Annotated in this window: 10 protein-coding genes and 2 pseudogenes; 7 read left to right on the forward strand and 5 right to left on the reverse strand. The window is 56.1% G+C overall.

The genetic code is table 11. The features are described from left to right. Window positions 1–8 precede the first annotated feature (8 nt). On the forward strand, window positions 9–1,298 hold the full coding sequence (locus CAURIC_RS01475; RefSeq protein ID WP_052095231.1) for an FUSC family protein: 1,290 nt from the start codon (window positions 9–11) through the stop codon (window positions 1,296–1,298). 90 nt (window positions 1,299–1,388) lie between these two features. On the opposite strand, the gene CAURIC_RS01480 is transcribed toward CAURIC_RS01475, so the two are convergent. Continuing rightward, entirely contained in the window at window positions 1,389–2,306 is a 918-nt protein-coding gene (locus CAURIC_RS01480) for a hypothetical protein (protein WP_035116269.1), read from the reverse strand. Window positions 2,307–2,513: 207 nt separating this feature from the next. Between CAURIC_RS01480 and CAURIC_RS01485 the strand changes: the two genes are divergently transcribed. The 5 genes from CAURIC_RS01485 to CAURIC_RS01505 all read left to right on the forward strand — a co-directional run bounded on the left by CAURIC_RS01485 (window position 2,514) and on the right by CAURIC_RS01505 (window position 9,616). Continuing rightward, complete coding sequence (locus CAURIC_RS01485) at window positions 2,514–3,950, forward strand: hypothetical protein (protein ID WP_156963624.1); 1,437 nt, start codon at window positions 2,514–2,516, stop codon at window positions 3,948–3,950. A gap of 275 nt (window positions 3,951–4,225) precedes the next feature. Beyond that, window positions 4,226–5,515 carry an adenylosuccinate synthase gene (locus CAURIC_RS01490; protein ID WP_070434356.1) on the forward strand — a complete coding sequence of 430 codons (1,290 nt, stop codon included), beginning with the start codon at window positions 4,226–4,228 and terminating at the stop codon, window positions 5,513–5,515. Between the two features lie 176 nt (window positions 5,516–5,691). Then, window positions 5,692–6,519 carry a GNAT family N-acetyltransferase gene (locus CAURIC_RS01495; RefSeq protein WP_052095229.1) on the forward strand — a complete coding sequence of 276 codons (828 nt, stop codon included), beginning with the start codon at window positions 5,692–5,694 and terminating at the stop codon, window positions 6,517–6,519. A gap of 46 nt (window positions 6,520–6,565) precedes the next feature. Further along, the gene (locus CAURIC_RS01500) at window positions 6,566–7,924 is read left to right on the forward strand and encodes a nucleoside hydrolase (protein WP_290183073.1); all 1,359 of its coding nucleotides are present in this window, start codon (window positions 6,566–6,568) and stop codon (window positions 7,922–7,924) included. A 129-nt stretch (window positions 7,925–8,053) separates the two neighbouring features. Then, window positions 8,054–9,616, forward strand: a complete 1,563-nt coding sequence (locus tag CAURIC_RS01505) for an alpha/beta fold hydrolase (RefSeq protein WP_035115642.1) — start codon at window positions 8,054–8,056, stop codon at window positions 9,614–9,616. A 223-nt stretch (window positions 9,617–9,839) separates the two neighbouring features. On the opposite strand, the pseudogene CAURIC_RS01510 reads toward CAURIC_RS01505, so the two are convergent. Next, window positions 9,840–11,127, reverse strand: a pseudogene (locus tag CAURIC_RS01510) (IS3 family transposase). 135 nt (window positions 11,128–11,262) lie between these two features. Then, entirely contained in the window at window positions 11,263–11,439 is a 177-nt protein-coding gene (locus CAURIC_RS01515) for a hypothetical protein (RefSeq protein ID WP_156963548.1), read from the reverse strand. A gap of 475 nt (window positions 11,440–11,914) precedes the next feature. Here CAURIC_RS01515 and CAURIC_RS01520 point away from each other — a divergent pair. Continuing rightward, window positions 11,915–13,230, forward strand: a pseudogene (locus tag CAURIC_RS01520) (ISL3 family transposase). Window positions 13,231–13,341: 111 nt separating this feature from the next. Here CAURIC_RS01520 and CAURIC_RS01525 read toward each other — a convergent pair. Together CAURIC_RS01525 and CAURIC_RS01530 are read right to left on the reverse strand one after the other, a co-directional pair. After that, complete coding sequence (locus tag CAURIC_RS01525) at window positions 13,342–14,532, reverse strand: hypothetical protein (protein ID WP_035115651.1); 1,191 nt, start codon at window positions 14,530–14,532, stop codon at window positions 13,342–13,344. After that, the gene (locus CAURIC_RS01530) at window positions 14,532–16,163 is read right to left on the reverse strand and encodes a hypothetical protein (RefSeq protein WP_052095162.1); all 1,632 of its coding nucleotides are present in this window, start codon (window positions 16,161–16,163) and stop codon (window positions 14,532–14,534) included. Before CAURIC_RS01530 ends, CAURIC_RS01525 begins: the two co-directional genes overlap by 1 nt. Window positions 16,164–16,321 lie beyond the last annotated feature (158 nt).

A 16,321-nucleotide genomic window follows, 5' to 3' on the forward strand; every position in this document is an offset into this window, starting at 1 on the left:
ACTGATTGATGAGTGAGCAGTGGGTAGAGTCCGCGGATCCCCGCCGACCAGCGAGGGAGCGGTTGCGGCATCTAATTCGTCGCACCCCGGGAGCGCAAGAGGCTGCCCGTTCGTTACGTCAGATATCTCCCCAGCGGGCTCTCGAGCGAGTTCGGGAAACGTCCATTTTTGCCCTGCAATGCGCAATTGCCGCGGGAATTGCGCTGCTGGTTGCGGAGCAGGTATTCAATCACCAAGCCGCGTTCTTTGCGCCCATCGCGGCCATCATCAGTTTGGGCTTGTCCGAAGGCAAGCGTTTGCGCCGCGGTTTTGAATTGGTTTTGGGCGCCGCGGTGGGAATCGGCATTGGTGATGCGGTGATCTCGGTGACGGGCACCGGGTATTGGCAGGTTTCCCTTGCAGTCCTCGCTGCCATCTTGAGCGCTACTTTTATTGACCGTTCCGTCGTGGTTCCCATGCAGGCTGCCACTACCGCGGTTGTTGTGACTACCATCATTCCACCCGGCACGTCCGGGGCGATGGACCGCATGGTGGATGCACTGATAGGCGGTGTCATTGGATTGTTGGTGCTGGCGATCGTTCCAAATTCTCCGCTTCGTACAGCGCGCCGGGAGATGTCGCGCCTGATTGCGAAAACATCCTTGGTTCTCGACGATGTGGCAGCGGGTATGGAGGCTCGTGATGGAGATGCCATTTACGAGGCTTTGGAAACTGCCCGCGGCACTCAAACATTGGTCAACGCGATGCTGCAAAGTGTGGATGGTGGCTCAGAAATGGTCAGTGTTTCGCCGATGTATTGGTCGGCGCGGAGGCATTCACGGTCGATGAGACGCGTGCTCGTCCCCGCGGATAACCTCATGCGTAACGCCCGCGTGCTTGCCCGCCGTGCGGAGATCATGATTGAAGATGAAGTGCAATCCACCGAGGAGCTCATTGACCTTATCCGGGGCCTTTCCGATGAGCTTGGCCGTTTGGCGGGGCTTTTCGCTACGGGTGGAACTAGGGGTACGCGTGAGGAAGCGATCAAAATCCCAAGTATTGTGCGTAGCTTGCAGCGCTTGGCAGCACGAACGGGGATGGAAGCTGCCGAAGGCACGGGGTTGTCCGGTTCTGTGGTGCTCGCTCAGGTGCGTTCGATGATTGTGGATGCCCTGCAGGTATGCGGATACTCCCGCAAGTCTGCGATGGCGGCGCTGGCCCCTACGGTGGAGCGCCCCTGGTTCGCCCCTGAGATTTGGGATGGGGATGACCAACCGTCTGGTGGCAACAATCGGGATCGTGATGACGGGGATGATTAGCGGAGGGACGATTCTGACAGTCGGTGAGGTTTACGCGCATCCTTGCTGTGCCCGGCCGGCCCCCGCCATGATCACGGCTGGGCAGCTGAATCATGCCCGTCGCACGAATTGCCCATCCCTTAGGTGCCGATAGAACGTGACGCGAGAAACTGGCCGCGGATGAACCACACCATCGCGGACCAGCTGGAAATCCACCCCGCCGGCCTGCATTGCCCGCCCAGTCAACACGGTTGGTTGTGCCTGCGGCGCCCGTGAGGCTCGCCACTTTTCCCTCCACCGGCGTAGTTTGCCTGTTTTTTCTTTATCGACGCCCCGCGCTGCCGGCCTCTGCACAGCCGCAATTCCCGGTGCGTCCGCGGTGGCGACCATTCGTACACCAGCCTTGAAGGGGGAATCATTGCCCTGTTCGTGGTGATAGAGCACATCCGAATCCACTACGACTTCACCGATCATTTCCTCGGTGGACTCATCGGCACCGCGTAATTCGGCTGCGCCCAAGGTAACCACGCTTTGGTCATCGCGGATTACACAGGTTGGCAGGGCTGGGGAGCGTAAGGCCCATAGGAGGGCTTGGGCGGGGGAGAGGTGGGCGTCGAGCCCCCAGGTAGTGGCAATGAGTGATTCCTGGCCTTGGGACTGGAGGGGGAGGAATGCGACCTCGACCCAGAGGGCATCAATGCGCATGAGCTTGGTGACGACGGCGGCGACGGCGGCATCGGAACCGCACACGATGATGCGGACGGGTTCGGTGGTGGTGTGCGGGTCGGGTGCGGGGGCGGACTGATGGGCGACATCGGGTTGAGCCGCGATGTCGTCCAACGAAGGGGTGTGGCCCGTGGTGAAGGTAGCGGGAAGGTGGTCAAAGGCTCTCAGCTGTTGGCGGGTCGGGATCTGGTACATGTCCAGGGTTTGGGTGTGGTGCCCGGTGAAAGGGGCAGGCAATTCGGACGGGAGATGAAGATCCGGGTGGTTTTGGGCGAGATCCCCGCAGCGCAACAGATAAAGCATGGTGATGATGTTAGTTCCTCGGGGGAGCTGCACTTTTGAAGGGAAGGTGGGGGAGGTTCTATTTTTGGCAGGTTGGAACCGATTTTGTTGAGGGGGTAGTTGGGGGTAGGTGTAAGCAGGTTTTCTACATAAAAGTTAAATCTTGGGATTATTTAAGGTTCTCTTCAGTGTATATTACGTTTGGGTAACAAAACGTCACTCCAAGACATGACATTCCTGAAGAGTAAGGACCTGCGAATGAAGAGCAACCGTCTGAATCGTGTGACCGTAGCTGGCATGGCTGCGACCTCCATCCTTTTTGCGGCTACTGGTGTGGCTGTGAACAACCACGTGATTCCTGCGGCTACCGCTGAATCGACCAACAACACTCTGCCGCTGACCTGCGCCTACGATGCTGGTATCGGCGGAAAGGGAACCATCAAGACTTCCACGGCTGTAACTGTTGACATGCCAACCAGCGTTGCTGCTGGTGCAGACATTCCAGTCAAGCTTTCCATGGGTGACGTAGTCATTGAGTTGAGTGCTTTGAATTTGGCAAAGAGTGTGACTGCTGGCAACAGCACCCTCCGCTTGGCAGTATCTCCCAATGCAGAGTTGGTTAGTGGGCCAGACAATGTCTCCCTTTCGGGTGGCGTGCTCACTGTCAGTAACCACCTGACGGCGATGAAGACAGGTGCGAAAACAGGTGCAGTCCAGGCGGCCCCGTTGAGCTTCGTGCTGAAGTCGACCGATGGCAACACCGTCACCGTGGGTGCGCCCAAGAATGTGACCGACATGATCCTGAAGGCCAAGACTGGCTTAGTGGGAACAGTCGATGTGAACACCAAGTGCACGACCGCGGCTACTTCGCTCAACAAGACGACGATTGAAGCTGAGGAGCCATCTGAAACTGAGGCCCCAGCTCCTACCGAGACTGAGGCTCCGGCACCAACGGAGACCAAGAAGCCTACCGAGACTGAGGCCCCGGCACCAACGGAGACCAAGAAGCCAACTCCAACGGAGACCAAGAAGCCAACTCCAACGGAGACGGAGAAGCCTACCGAAACGGCAATCCCTACCGAGTCTGAGGCTCCAGCTCCAACCGAGACTGAGGCCCCGGCGCCCACTGAGACCGAGAAGCCAACCGAGACGGCAGCTCCTACCGAGACTGAGGCCCCGGCGCCCACTGAGACGGAGAAGCCTACCGAGACGGCAATCCCTACCGAGACTGAGGCCCCGGTACCAACGGAGACCAAGAAGCCAACCGAGACGGCAACTCCTACCGAGTCTGAGGCTCCGGCACCAACGGAGACGGAGAAGCCAACCGAGACGGCAGCTCCTACCGAGACTGAGGCCCCGGCACCAACTGAGACCGAGAAACCTACCGAGACGGCAACTCCTACCGAGACTGAGGCCCCAGCTCCAACCGAAACCCCCAAGCCAACCGAGCCTTCCAGCTCCACGGATCTTAATAGCGACGAAAACGTGAACGGATCGGAGATCCTGGGCTCCGGCAAGGATGGATTCGTATCCTTCGTGAAGAAGATCTTCGGTGTGGATGAGTCTGAAGAGGCTAAGGAAGTTCAGAAGACCTTCTGGATGGCCTTTGGCATCAGTGGTGTCATCGCATTCCTGCTGTCGTTCGCGTTGAAGTTCTTCCGCTAAAACACGGCAGCGGCCTCTGATTCATCACGCCGCTGATTTCCCTTTGGTGCACACCGTCTCGCGCATGAGCGAGTGAACTGTGGGGGCAGAGGTACAGGTCTGCGCGTGGGCGTCGGGAATAAAAGTAGAAAAAGGGCGACCCCTAGCAGAAAGGGGGGAACGCCCCTTTCTGCTATTTGCCGTAGTAGAATGAGAGACCGTGTTTATCCCCACCAGGAAATGAAATGGCGGGGTGAATTGCATACAACAGTCGTAGAAAAGGACGTGTTCACCACATGGCAGCAATCATCGTCGTCGGCGCCCAGTGGGGTGACGAGGGTAAGGGTAAGGCTACCGACATCCTCGGAGGGCACGTCGATTACGTGGTGAAGCCCAATGGTGGCAACAATGCGGGCCACACAGTCGTGGTTGGTGGCGAGAAATACGAGCTGAAGCTGCTCCCTGCAGGCGTGCTATCGGAAAATGCCACCCCGATCATCGGCAACGGTTGCGTGGTGAACCTCGAGGCGCTGTTCGAGGAAATTGATGGGTTGGAGGCCCGCGGCGCCAATGCTTCCCGCCTGCGCGTGTCTGCCAATGCGCAGCTGGTTGCGCCGTACCACGTGGCTATCGATCGTGTGGCGGAGCGCTTCCTCGGCAAGCGTGCCATCGGCACCACCGGCCGTGGCATCGGCCCAACTTACGCAGACAAGGTCTCTCGCGTGGGTATCCGCGCCCAAGACTTGCTGGATGAATCGATCCTGCGCCAGAAGATCGAGTCAGCACTGGAGCAGAAAAACCAGATCCTTGTCAAGATCTACAACCGCAAGGCCGTTGAGGTTGAAGAAGTCGTGCAATACTTCCTCTCCTATGCTGATCGCCTCGCGCCGATGCTCATCGATGCCACCACGGAGCTCAACCTGGCTCTGGACCAAGGCAAGCACGTGCTTATGGAAGGCGGCCAGGCCACCATGCTGGACGTTGACCATGGTACGTACCCATTCGTGACGTCATCCAACCCCACCACGGGTGGGGCATGTGTCGGTGCGGGTATTGGCCCAACCCGCATTACCGCGTCGCTGGGAATCATCAAGGCGTACACCACCCGAGTAGGTGCCGGGCCGTTCCCCACCGAGCTTTTCGATAAGTGGGGTGAGTTCCTGCAGACCACTGGTGGGGAGGTCGGAGTGAATACCGGCCGTAAGCGCCGTTGTGGCTGGTACGACAGCGTGATTGCCCGCTACGCCTCCCGCGTGAATGGTTTTACCGATTACTTCCTTACCAAGCTGGACGTGCTGACAGGCATTGGGGAGATCCCGATTTGTGTGGCCTATGACGTGGACGGTGTGCGCCACGATGAAATGCCGATGACGCAGACCGAATTCCACCACGCCACCCCGATTTATGAGACCATGCCTGCGTGGGAAGAGGACATCACCGGGTGCAAAACTTTCGACGAGCTTCCTGAAAAGGCGCAGGATTACGTGAAGCGCCTCGAGGAGCTATCGGGTTGCCGGATTTCTTACATCGGCGTGGGCCCAGGCCGAGATCAGACCATCGTTATCAACGACGTGCTGCAAAGTTAGGGGCGCGTTGGGTGCATCTAGGAGCGTTTGAGTGCGCTCGGCGCACACGGCGCGCTCGGTACGTTTGGTGTACCTAGTACTCCTGCGGTTTGCTCCCCAGTGTGCCGGGGCCTGTTCCTGGGGCGCCCATGGAAATTGTTCCCGTCCCGCCTTGCCTGAGATTTGGATCCTTCCGCATGACTGAACATTCCTGGATTAATGATCTGCCGCACACCATCAGTGGCCCCGGCGATTTATCGCTGCGACGTGTGACACCCGAGCGTGCCGTTGAACTGCAGCGTTATTACGATTCGGTCCTGACCCCCGCCGCTCGCGCTGAACTGTTTCGCTTTTTTACTCGGCCTGTTTTCCCCTTAAGCTCCTTTATTACCGACGCCACACGCGTGACCTACACGCTCTACAACGGTGACTCGCCGGTGGCTCAAACGTCCGTGTATAACGCGGACGAGAAAACGAAATCCGTTACGTTTGGATACACCTTTGTGCTGCCGCGCGAAAGGGGAGCCGGCCACAACACCACGATGAAGACCCTGCTGTTCCGCGAATTGGCCTCCCGTGGTGTGCGGGAGGTGTGGTTCCGTATGGATGAAGCCAACGAGCCATCCCGCCGCGGCGTGGAACGTGCTGGGGCACAGTTTTCTCATGTAGAGGACGCGCCCCGCGAGTACCCCGACGGCAGGGGGGGAACTTCCATATTCTTCCGTCGCCCGTTGCAGCAACCTGATTGGGTGTTTGCCGCCTCCAACGGATTCGCCGTGCGTGTGCAGAACCTCGACGAGTTAGAAAGTTTGACCCAAGTGGCTTTGAATTCGGGGATGGAGCAGGGCGTCGAATGGATTCAAATCCAGCATGCGCAGGAGCCAGAACTCTTTGTGGCCTTCGACCGTATGCCGGAGGGGTGGCGTGTCAGTACGGACGAGGGGCACGCGCAGGTGGTGTCGGACGTGCAGGACCAGGCGCTGGAAGCTAACCAAGCTGCGCGCTTGCTGGCGCGATTCCTCTAGCTGCCTCCCGTTGGTGCAAGGCGGCGCTGCGGTAGCCTAGGAAGCCATGAGAATCCCCCGCGTGGTTGCCGATGTCGATACCGGAATCGATGATGCTCTTGCCTTGATCTACCTCGCTCACCTGCATAAACAACGCGAAATTGATCTGACGGTTACTACCTCGGCGGGCAATTGCACGGCTCAAGATGCCGCCGCTAACTCCGTGGAAGTGCTGCGGTGCTGTGGGGTTTCTTTATCGACGCCCATCGTGCCCGGAGCTGCTTCTCCCCGGGAAGTAAAGCTCACCACTACACCGGAAACCCATGGGCCATACGGGCTGGGTTACTGGACCGCCCACCGTGCCGATCACACCCAGCACGGCACCGACCAGGACCAGCACGGCACCGACCAGGACCAGCACGGCACCGACCAGGACCAGCGGAGTTCTGCGCAGCGTGGGCGCGTTGCCGATCACACCCAGCACCGCGCCGACCAGGACCAGCACGGCACCGACCAGGACCAGCGGAGTTCTGCGCAGCGTGGGCGCGTTGCCGATCACACCCAGCATTCCGCTGAGGCTCGTCAAAAGAATTGTGGGGAGCTCGTCGGTTCAGCGGAAGGTTTTCCCGGCTGGGACGGCACGGCTCAATTGGCCATTGCTCAGTGGAAGAAAGCGAACCCCGACTATTTGCTGGTTGCCGGTCCTGCGACCAACATTGCATACGCTATTGAGCACGCCCCTGAGGTGCTTGAAGATTGCACTGTTGTCTTCATGGCAGGCGCTTTCGATTACCCAGGTAACACCACCGCAACTGCAGAGTGGAATGCATGGGTTGATCCGCATGCACTGCGGTATGCCTTGGAAAACTGGCCAAACACTGCGAAGCCGCCGCTGATGTGCCCGTTGAACCAGACGGAGAGAGTTCTGCTGTACCCAGATATGTTGGCGCGGTGGCAACGCGCATTGGGGCAGGACGTGCAGGGGCGCAATACCTCGGAACAGCGTGCGCAAGGGCAACGTGCATTGGGGCAGGACGCACAAGAAGCAAGAGGGCTGGAAACCGATGCGCTAGCACAACGTATATCGGAATCGGACGTCGATGGACAACGTGTGTCCCAGCACCCCTCCGAACTGGCGCAATTAATGGGGGACGCGCTCCGGTTCTACTTTGAATTCCACGACTCCGTGGGGGTGGGTTACTGCGCACAGATTCACGATCTTGCGGCGGCGCAAGTGATGTTGGGCAAGGTGAACTACCGATCCAACATATTCGATGTGTTCGTTGAAACCGAAGGCGAACTGCGCGGAACCACAATGAAGCGTGACCGTAGGGACGACCAGGCCGTACGGGGGGTGGTGGAGGTTCTCGAAGCTCTTGAACCCGAAGCAGTATTCCGAGAATTTGAGCGCATTATATTGCCCTAAAACTCTTCGCTCGCTCTTATTTCATTCATAACCTAGGCTGTTAGTTTGGAAGGGTTGAATGTTCATTTCCCAGTAGTAGTGAGGGTGTTTAGAGTTTTGAGGTTGTCGGGGAAAAGATCAGTCTGGGCCATGGCAATGACCACCATAGTGATGGGGAGTTTGATTTCGGCACCGGTGGCGTCGGCCCAAAAAGAAAGTACTGCAACGTGGAAACCGTGCCCCAAAGCGGCGATAACGGCCCCCGATGCCCTGTGTACGACGTTCCAAGTTCCGCAGGACTACCGAAATCCCACAGGCAAGAAGATCACGCTGACCATGAGCAAGATTCCTGCGACCGGGCAATCCAAGGGCGTAATCGCTGGGAACCCTGGCGGACCGGGCGGGGATGCGCTGGGCATGTTTGCTGGAAACGCTAGCCCCGATCCCTTTGGGGAGGCGCGCGTGACACTGCCGAAAGACGTGCGGGAACACTACGATCAGATCGCGGTAGAACCACGCGGGTTGGCATTCGGTCAACCCCTTACCTGCGGTCTGGATGGGCCAGCGGGCTTGGCTGGGCCGGTGTTATCGCCTGGGAATATTCGTGACTTGTGCAATATGAACCACCCAGGGTTGGTGGACTCCATCACTACTGCGAACACTGCGCGCGACCTGAATGAGGCACGGAAGGTGCTGGGGCAGGACAAGCTGAATCTGTACGGCGTGTCCTATGGCGGATTGCTCATGGCGACGTACGCAACGATGTTCCCCGGTCAGACTGGTAAGACCCTGCTGGATTCGACCGTGAGCCAAAAGAATCAGTGGCTCTCTTTGGAAAAAACGCGCGGGGCGCAGCGCAGGGATTCGCTCGAGGCGATGTTCCAGTGGATTGCTGATCGCGATGACACTTATCACTTGGGTAAGACCCCGATGCAGGTATACAAGCGGTGGTCCGATCGAATCAACAAACAAACCGGGGTTCCAGCCCAAATCACCCCGCCGGATATGGAACTGGGAGACTTGCCAGCTGGGCTTCGACCCCACGGCAAACAAGTGTTGCCCGTAGTGAACAAGAATTTGCCCGCAATGTGGCGCTTGTACTCCGGGTGGAAAACGCTGGAGAAGCTAAGCCCTGAGGCGACGGCGCGGGCACCCTTGTTTACCTACACCTTGTTCACTGGGTTGTACGACGAGTCGAAGTGGGATTCGGTGGCGACGTTCATTCGCGACGGCAAACTCAAAGACGATCCGAAGACCGATGGTGCGCAAAAGAAACTCGAAAAGGACCTCCAGAAGGATGAGAAGGCCCTTCGCGATGTGGCTTATCAGTCGTTGACGATGGGGACCGTGGAACTGGCGATCGTGTGCAACGAGAACCGCAACCGGATTGATTCGCGCTTGATCGCCCCCTACCTGGTGGATAAATTCACCGGTGGGGATGTGATGAAGAACTTGGCCACGCGGATGAGCAGTGGTCAGTTGTGCGCGGGATGGCCACTGCCCAAGCCATCGGTAACGTTGAGTTCTAAGCATTTGCAGACCAAGCCGCTGCTGCTGGGATACAACCACGACAGTGCGGTGACCCGGAAGGGTATGCGCGATATGCACGCAGTCATGGGTGGAGAGATGGTCGAGCTAGATGGTCACAAGCACGGTGTGCTTGTTCATGACACGGACAAGGTGGCGGATAAGGTGAGCGCTTATTTCGCTTAGCTCGGCCGGTAATAGCTTCATCGCGCAGATGGGCTAGGCGGTCAACGTCGATAACCATCACGATGCTAGTTGCTTGTGTGTCAAGTGACTCCGACTGCACAGGGGCCTAGACGCGGCGTTGGCGTTCTGTGTGAATCCAGTGGTCTAACAAGCTTTCTCCGACGTCCAACTCGCGGGCGCGCCGGTGATCTGAACTGGCCCCGAAAGTTGGACTGGTTTAATTCTAGGCGGTTTGGGTTTCAAGGGTCTGGTTCCGATAGTGCATCGGAGTCAGGCCCTTGAGTCGTTTTTGGATTCGTTCGTGGTTGTACCAGTAGATGTATTCATCGAGTGCGTGGTAGAACTCATCGAGGCTGGTAAATGTTTCACCGTGGTACATCTCTGTCTTGAGGTGCCCGAAGAAATTTTCCATCACCGCGTTGTCAAAACAGTTGCCTTTCCTTGACATCGATTGTGTGCCGCTGATACCTGTAATGAGGCTGCGCCAGCTGGAATGCTGGTACTGGAATCCTTGATCCGTATGCACCAGCAGTCCTTGGCCTGGTGATTCTTGCGCGATAGCATCACGCAACGACTGTGACGTCAATGCGGTATTCGGTGAAGTCGACACGATCGACCGATCGAATAGGTCCATGATTGGTGATAGGTAGACTTTGGTGCCGACAATGCGAAAACTCGGTGACATCGCTTACCCACACCATGTTTAGTTTATCGGGTGTGAACTGTCGATCCAGTACGTTTTTGGCGATATGACTAACAGTGCCTTTGTACGAGTTATATTTCTTCTTCACTCTGACCTTGGATTTCAGTCCTAACTCGTCCATGAGCTTGTAGACCAGCTTATAGGTTGACGACCCAGCCTTGGCGGCGCAGCTGGGCATGGACTCGCCGGTAGCCATAACGGTGGTGCATGCACTCGAAGATGTCGCCGATGGCCTGCTTAAGCTGGGCATGCTTATCAGCCATGGAGAGGCGTTGTTGGTGATAGAAGAATGTTGACCTAGCAAGACCTGCCGCAACCAGCAGATCTTGCTAGGCGGTGGGCTGACTTGAGGATGACGATAGCTTTGGCCTTTACCCTCGTTTCTGGTTCCTCAAGTCCCGCAATTTTTTTAAGTACGCATTTTCCGCCCGCAGTTTCTCCACCTCGCGACGCAACCGATCCTCCTCGGTCGCTGTCTTTGCAGGTGAACTGCCTTTCGGTCGTCCCTTCGGCTTCGGTGGCAAGGCTTCATCACCACCTGCACGCCAGGCCCGCACCCAACCCGTCACGAGTTGATCAGAGGACAAACCGAACTCACGGGCAAGCTCCATCTTGGACTGGCCGGAATTGAAACGATCGACAATGTCCTTCTTCACTTCGAAGGAAAACTGCTGCTGAGTTGGTTTCTCCACAAGACACAGCCTGCCATGAAGTTTGAACCGACGCTCAAAACTCTTCACCGCATACAGGCTAACCCCTAAACGATTAGCTGCCGCCGTGTAGCCCAGACCCTGTTCAAACAGTTCAACCAACTGCTCTCGCTGAAACTCACTCAGAGAACTTCGTGCTCTCAAAAGAAATTAATCCCCACTAGTCGGAAACTGATTTCTCAGTCCAACTAATGGGGAGCAGTTCAGAGGGAGCGGGGATTCATTGAGAATGCTTAGGAGGGCCTATTTTTAGGCATGGTGCGCAAGCGTATTCCCGCAGCGAGAGTGCAGAGGATCATGCCGCAGATACCAATGATGATATCCACCTTGTCTGCAATGAAGAGACCAATGAGGGTCACTCCAGCAATAAGGAGAACGATCGACAGAAAAGGGATGCGTTTCTCTTTCATGATCTATCTTGTCCTTAGCTTTATTTTTGAGGGGTGCAAACAGGGACAGGGAGGCCGGGTACTTGCCAAATAATAATTCCTTGGTCGTTCCAGTCGCACAAGTTACCAGCGGCAGCTAGTGCTGTCAGCCCTGCCGCCACCCATCCTGCGGGGCCTGCAATGCCTTCGCTAGCCAGCACGGCCGCTACTCCAGCTATGCCGCCTCCAGCTCCGACAACTTTGGAGACCTTGGACAGAGCGTCATGGCTGATGTAGACCCTTTGTATCGGGCCCCATCCATCGATCTTGGTTTCATTTCCGTAGGTGGTGATAGGTGGGGTTTCGCCATTAGCTTGTGAAGCACTGGCGGCTCTTCGCGTTTTGGGGTGCGTAGGTAGTTCTGGGGTGTAGATCGGGGTGGCACAACATATGGGAGTCCTGGCCGGTACAAGATCAGAGCTGCGAAACCGCCCATCTGACCAAACCAGGACCTACCATGCACAGTACTGGCAACATCACGGCCGATACCATGTGCCGCACCGTCGAACTCGGCGTCTGCATCACCGGTGCAGCCAACGCAGGGGATTTTCACGATCATCCACGCCGATCCCGTCGCCGTTTGTTTTGCCTGCCCAGAATGCGGACATGACGGCAAACTCCGTGATCACGTCACACATGAGCTTGTCGATCTACCCGTCGTGGGGTTTCCCACCCGATTGCATGTGCGTGCCCCCCGGTTTATCTGTGCTAACCGGTGCTTGTACACGAAAGATTTTTCAGGCCAGCGTGATGTGCACCGATGACGGCGCGAAACTGACCACACGTGTTGTGCGGTGGATTCTCCAACGCCGTACCATCGACCGGATCAGCGTGTCCGCCACCGCCACGGCATGGGCTGTGGGCTGGGAGTTGGTCAACAACGTCACCCTTCAAGCCTGCCGCGAGGTGGTTTACCGGGATCCCACTGATCTCGCGGGAGTGAGAATACTCGGGGTCGATGAGCACGTGTGGAAGCATTCTCGCAGGCCTGGTGCCCCGTCCTGCTATGTCACCGTTGTAGTTGATCTCACCCCAACGGCTACACGATCTGGGCCGGCCAGATTACTGGACATGGTGCCAGGCAAAAGCGCGGACGTGCTGCGCCGCTGGCTTCACGCTCGCGATCCGGGATGTCGTGCACAACGTGAAGTGGTGACGATGGATGGGTTTACCGGCTACGCCACCGCCGTCGACCAGGTACTGCCCCAGGCACGTAAGGTGATGGATCCGTGTCATGTTGTGCACCTAGCCGCGGAGAAACTCACTGCGTGTAGGCAGCGCTTGCAGCGTGGGCTTACCGGTGAGCGGGGGAAGAAAACCGACCCGTTGTATAACAATCGTAAGACTGTGTTGACAAGGATTGCGTTTCTTACTGCCCGGCAACGGCAGCGTGTTGAAGTGTTGTGGCAGGTCGATTGGCTGATGGTGATCTTGCAGGTGACATGGCAGATCTACCAGGACATTATTGCTGCATATGCACACCCGAAGAAAAGTCAGGGTAAGAAGTTAATGCTGAAAGTAATGAACTCGATCCGTGCAGGGCTGCCAGCAGGGCTAGAGGAGCTAGCCCAATTGGGGCGAACCTTGTGGCGTCGGCGTCGGGATGTTGTGGCATAGTTCGATATCGGTGCATCCAACGGTCCGATCGAGGCGATCAACGGGAGGCTGGGGCACCTTCGCGGCATCGCCCTTGGCTTGAGAAACTTGGACCACTATATCTTGCGGTCTCTTATCCACTCCGGAGGCCTACAGGGAAAGATCAACGCACTCTAAAACACGAAGAGCCGGTTAAACGCATTAGCCTTCCATATTGCCTAGCGAGCTTATTGGAAATAATTCCAGTACAGACTGATGCAAGTAGATGACGTCTATGTTGGACACCATCTACCTACAAAGAGGTGTCCTACCTGGCTCTTTAGGGAGTGCATTAGTAGTAACCATAAAAGAGTCACCGAGACGTTCGAATTTAGACTTTTGAGAAGTCTCATCGTAACCGATAAGAGGAACTACTTTCCCAGTGCAGTGCGGTTTCTCTAAAACCACGGGAAGAACAGCTTGCTTGTTTTCGAATTCATCAGGACGGACGACAACGTATGCCCGATCGTGTTCGAAGGTTACGGACACCGGCGAGGGGCCCGTCACATCCAGTGGCTCGCGGTATTGAAGGGTTCCCTCCTTAAGATCAATCGCAGTGAGAACGTCCTCTTTATCCAAGGAGTACAAGGTGTTGTCAAAAACCGTGGCAAACCGTGCCATCGCCGGAGGGAGAATATCGGGGAGCTCGGTCTCATCTTTGACTACCGTCTCTTTGCCACGGCTTTCCAAGCGCAGCGACATAGGATTTCCATTAGCATCTTCGCTCACAATCGTGTGTGAGGAAGAATCGCACGATAGCTGGTTCTCGTTCGGTGGTGCGTACAGAAATTCCCGAGGGATATGAGAAGTTTCAATATCTCCGTCAGGCCTCCACGTGACTATCTGGGCTGTGCCTCTACTTTCTACTTCTTTATTGTCATAAGGAAGGAATTCGATCCACTTGATGACGCCGTTATTGCAGGCAGTAAGCGCACTGACGTAATGCTCTCGGTCTGTACTCCGGGCTCCGTTGGCGGTTACTGCAACCACTTTCTTGGCATCAGGAAAATCGGCATCTCCCTTGCTGAAGGTGAACGCTCCGTGGCTATAGTCCAGCGACGTTGACATGGTGCTTTGCATGCCGATGTCTAGTCCGGGCACCGGAAAGCTTTTCTTGTTCTGCAGATCCTGATCAACCCAGATAATCGCGTCTCTATCGGGAGCAGCAAAACCCTGTCCGATTCTCAGCAGCGAGGGGAAGTACACGGGTGCGGTCGAAAAAGCGACGCCGCCTTCGCCAGAATCAGACGTCCAGAAAATATTATTCCTGTCAGTTTCGGTCAGTTTGCCGATAGTTTCGTTTGATATGCCTACGTACTGTGCCTCTGCTGAACCATGTCCGGCAGTTTTCGGCTCGGAAGGTAGAAACTCCCGTAACAGAAACACGCCAGCTACCAGGACGAGCACCAGCACAATTGGAATGGCGACTCGTTTGCTCATTAATTGAATGCTCTTGTGTTGTGGGAGAGAAGAATGTCCATGGGGTATACTCCTGCACGATATGGCTGGTAGGGGTACCTTTCGCCGATATCCAGGCCGCCACCAGAAGCATGCTTATAGGCGGCCCAGATGAGTTGAGAGCAATTGTAATAGTCTCTATCCAGATTGCCTATTCTTGTAGTTGCAAAGTTGGAGTTATAGCCCTTTCCTACTTTGCTTTCAGCCCAGCTAGCAGCCCTATCTCGAGTTGCGTTATCCGTATTGACGGAAAGATAGGTGGGCTGGCAAACACCTACGCGGTCACGCCCCTGCAATCGCTGAACTCCCTCACCAGCTCCTACTGCCTCAACAGTCCATATGTTTCTTGGATCGGCGTTTCCTTGACTTAGGAAGATGCCGTTGTGTCCGTGATTAATAATTCTTGCTCGGACAGCTTTTGAATAGAAAACGTCACCCCGATTAGTTCGTGCATTTCCTGGTGGTACAAACTCGGATATGTCGCAGCCTGTTGCAGGAACTGATGCAGTATCTGCTGCACGAGTATTCATCTGAGGCTGAACTGGGCTATATCTGGAAGCTGTGTATTCTAGGGATTCTTTGGCGTGCTGGTAGGCATCTTCAAATCCCTCCCGAAGAGGAATCTGATGGTGGTGAAAATCATCGCTGAGCTGTGTGTATAGATCGTCTATCTCATTATCATTCAGACCTAGGGCTTCGGCAAGCTCGGGTACGGGTGATTCGTAGCCTGAAATGTTTCCCCGTTGGAACTTCTGGGTGATTTTGAACGCTCCGTCGTCCTTCGGATCTTCGACAGGGTATCCGCTTGCCCCTCTCTCGTACCCTTGGCTAGCCCATTTATTCAGGATTGATCCCCTGACGCTATGTGCTCCGTGTTGTGGGTGCCAGTACATCATTCCGCCGGTAAAGCGGTTAAAACGGCCAACTCCATCAGGTGTGGTGATTTCATCAGTTACTGGATAACCCAGTACTCCCTTTTCAGCACCAATGGATACCCACTTGTCGTAGATCGCACCCTTGATGGTTCCTAGACCCGCCAGTGATCCGTAGATATGCCCCTTGGAAAAAGACTGCTTTCGGCCGATACCGTCTGACAAAGCAAATTCATCGGTCGTGGGGTAGCCCAGCGCTCCGCGTTCCCAACCTGTACGATCCCACGCGATCGAAAAGTGTGTCGTCACTGGGTGTGCACCGTAGTTGGGATGCCAGTAGATAAACCCATTAACGAATTCATTGCGACGCCCTACGCCATCTGGCAGTCCGAGTTCATTGGATTTCGGCCACGTGAGAAAACTGTTCGGGCCTCCCATGGCATCGTACTTTTTACGGATCTCACCACAGACCTTAAAAGTAGACGGCCAGTAGGTGCGGCAATTCGTCGGTACGGCCGCTGCGAAGGCCTGTACACCCGTTCGGCGCGAAGCGGCTTGTTCTTGCGCTTCCTGAACCTCGGCTCGGTCGGCTTCTTCCTTGGTGAAACCGGCAGGCACGCCCTCCCTATCTGAGCGCATGTGACCTGGGATGATCGTGTTCTTCGGGTTTTCTGTCGGCTCCCAGTCGGCACCAGCATCATTATCAACGGTGTTGTCGTTGAACCAAGGGCTTGCCCTCATCGCTAGCACTTCTTTTTGTCTTCAGTCTTTGTGGCTGGCTGTGTTTATCCTCGTGCGTCATACCTCTATCTTACAAAATATTTCGAGTAGAAAACCATCCCTTCCGCCCAGCTGTAGACGAAGGTCTACTACTTCGTAGACGAAAGGCTACTTTCTTA

The sequence above is a fragment of the Corynebacterium auriscanis genome (genome assembly GCF_030408435.1).
Lineage (GTDB): Bacteria > Actinomycetota > Actinomycetes > Mycobacteriales > Mycobacteriaceae > Corynebacterium > Corynebacterium auriscanis.